This window comes from Vibrio sp. 10N.261.52.A1, from assembly GCF_002876325.1.
Taxonomy (GTDB): Bacteria; Pseudomonadota; Gammaproteobacteria; order Enterobacterales; family Vibrionaceae; genus Vibrio; species Vibrio chagasii.
In genome coordinates this window covers 1-2987 of record NZ_MCYD01001253.1, presented here as the reverse complement: position 1 = coordinate 2987, position 2987 = coordinate 1, and the positions used below count along the sequence as shown (strand labels likewise).

Genomic DNA, 2987 nt, shown 5'->3' with positions numbered 1-2987 from the left:
AACGACCTAATCAATAAGACGACAAATAAATACCTAAAAAAACAAAAAACAAACAAAATAAACGCAGATCACACTTTCATAAAAGGCACTTTAAAACAACAACTTAAACAACAACAAATATAATAAAACAGTGTTCATTCTTTAGTTTTATATCATTTTACTAACTGACAATGGAACTTTAGAGGTAAAAAGTAACCCATGGATTGCACTGGCATTTTTCAGACTTCTGTTCTAATCATGGTTATGAAGCCTGATTAATACGGGCAATACACAAAAGGGTTCAAATCCTTAATAAAACTTCTATGGACAGTAATTAGGAAATAATAACATGAACAAGACTATGATCGCGCTTGCTGTATCTGCTGCAGCTCTTGCTACTAACGCAGTAGCAGCGGACGGTAAACAAGCTGGTGGTATCGACGGCACTTCTGTATACAGCTCTAACGGCACTTCTCTAGAGATCGGTGGCCGTGCTGAAGCTCGTCTATCTCTAAAAGATGGCAAAGCTGAAGACAAAACACGTGTACGTCTTAACTTCCTAGGTAAAGTTGAAATCCAAGACGGCCTATACGGTGTTGGTTTCTACGAAGGTGAATTCGTTTCTAACCCAGAAACTGTACTAAATACATCTGGCGAAAAAGTTACGGTAGACAGCTTAGATAACCGTTACACTTACGCTGGTATCGGCGGTACATTCGGTGAAGTAACTTACGGTAAAAACGACGGTGCACTAGGCGTAATCACAGACTTCACGGATATCATGTCTTACCACGGTAACTCAGCGGCATACAAAATTGCAGCTGCTGACCGTACAGACAACATGCTTTCTTACAAAGGTGAATTCCAAGACCTAGCAGTTAAAGCAAGCTACCGTTTCGCTGACCGTACAGATTCAGTTGACGGCGGTTACTCAGACAACAACGAAGATGGCTACTCTCTATCTGGTATCTACTCAATCGGTGATACTGGCTTTAAGCTAGGTGCTGGTTACGCTGATCAAGACGTAGAAAACGAGTACATGCTTGCTGCATCTTACCGCACTGAAACGCTATACTTTGCTGGTACGTTCACAGACGGTGAGCTTGCGAAGAGAAACGGTGACTACACTGGTTACGAATTCGCGACAGCTTACACACTAGACAAGACAGCATTCACACTAACGTACAACAACGCAGAAACTGACGGTGAAACTTCAGCTGACAACGTTGCAATCGATGCGACTTACTACTTCAAGCCGAACTTCCGTACGTACATTTCGTACAACTTCAACCTAATCAGTGAAAATGACACAATTGGTACTGTAGGTTTAGGTAACGGTACTGCATCTAAAGCTGATGCTGAAGACGAGCTAGCTCTAGGTCTACGTTACGACTTCTAATTCTGATTACCTAATGATTCATTAGTTAATTGAGAATCAAAACGCCCGCTCTCTAGCGGGCGTTTTTTATATCTGTATACTGAAAACACCAGCCATCCAAGACAATCTTCTATGCGCCTTCTATCCTCACTACTGCTATGTAGTTTTTCCATCAGCGCTTTCTCTATTAACGCTTTCGCGTACACCCCGCTAGATACACTGCCCGATGGTAGTAGTACGAGTTTGATACTCAAATCGTTGAGCGATGATTCGAGCGAGCTTAATACCAATAGCGATCACTTTTATCCACCAGCCAGTACGTTAAAACTGGTGACGGCTTTAGCGGCTAAATTAGAGCTGGGAGACAACTTTCATTACATCACCAGCATTGTTCGTTCTGGCAATGATTCGATCATTTCATTTAGCGGTGACCCAACACTACAACGTGAGCAGCTAAAAAGCCTGTTAGCTCAGTATGCTAAGTCTCAATCCAGAACCATCAAAGGCAACTTATACCTGGATAACACGGCTTATACCGGCTATCAACGAGCGGTTGGTTGGCCTTGGGACATTCTAGGCGTTTGTTACAGCGCGCCCTCTAGTGCGATGACCTTAGACAGCAACTGTGCACAAGCCTCTATTTATACAAAAGATAACGGCAGCACTCGCGTCTATATTCCAGCCCATTATCCGATAGACGTGACAACCAATGCAGCCACAGTGACGCGTTCAGGACAAAAAGCCACCCAGTGCGACTTAGAGCTCATCACAACGCCAAACAACTCGTACACGCTCTCTGGCTGCTTAGTGGAACGTAAGAAGCCACTACCACTAAAGTTCGCTATTCAAAATCCTGAGCTTTACACCTCTCAAGTGGTGAACTCACTACTTAAAGAGCTGAAAATACAAGTAAAGGGTCATGTACTCATTGGAGCTAAAGAAGGCGCAAACAAAGCGACATTAGTTGCTAGTCATCACTCTGCGAAACTTCCAGAGCTGCTCGATACCATGCTCAAAAAATCAGATAACCTGATCGCAGACAACCTAACCAAAACCTTGGGAGCAAAGTTTTATGTGCAATCGGGGAGTTTCAATAACGGCACTGAAGCAATAAAACAGATACTGCTGACCAAAGCGAATATCGACCTCAGCAAAGCGCAGCTCGTTGATGGTTCTGGGTTATCTAGAAACAACCGAATGAGATCGCAGACCATGGCTAAAGTGCTTCGTTATATCTGGGAAAACGACTCACAGCTCAAGCTGATCGAAGCCATGCCAACATCAGGTATGAATGGAACGCTTAAGTACCGACAAAGCATGAGGAAAGCGCCGATTCAAAGCAATATCATAGCTAAGAGTGGTTCTTTGTACGGAACCTACAATATGGCGGGATATGGCTTAGATGAGTCTGGGAAGCCAAGCTCGCTATTCGTACAATTTGTTCGTGACTACTTCCCTGAAGAGCAAGACCCGGACAAACCAGTAGAAGCACCGATTACGCAGTTTGAAAGTGCTTTCTACAAAGATGTGGTTGAATACAGTCAAACACAGGGCCAGTCCAAATAACTAACAGCTTGTTTTAAGCTTTTTACTACATAATAAAAAATGGCGCTGAAGATCTTAAATCTTC

2 protein-coding genes are annotated in these 2987 nt (G+C 43.2%); both read left to right on the top strand.

The genetic code is table 11. The features are described 5' to 3' along the window. The first annotated feature begins 328 nt into the window (after positions 1-328). A complete protein-coding gene (locus BCT81_RS26405; RefSeq protein WP_102426379.1) occupies positions 329-1378 on the top strand; it encodes a porin in 1050 nt (349 codons plus the stop codon). A 111-nt stretch (positions 1379-1489) separates the two neighbouring features. Further along, a complete protein-coding gene (gene dacB / locus BCT81_RS26400; protein ID WP_102426378.1) occupies positions 1490-2923 on the top strand; it encodes a serine-type D-Ala-D-Ala carboxypeptidase in 1434 nt (477 codons plus the stop codon). Positions 2924-2987 lie beyond the last annotated feature (64 nt).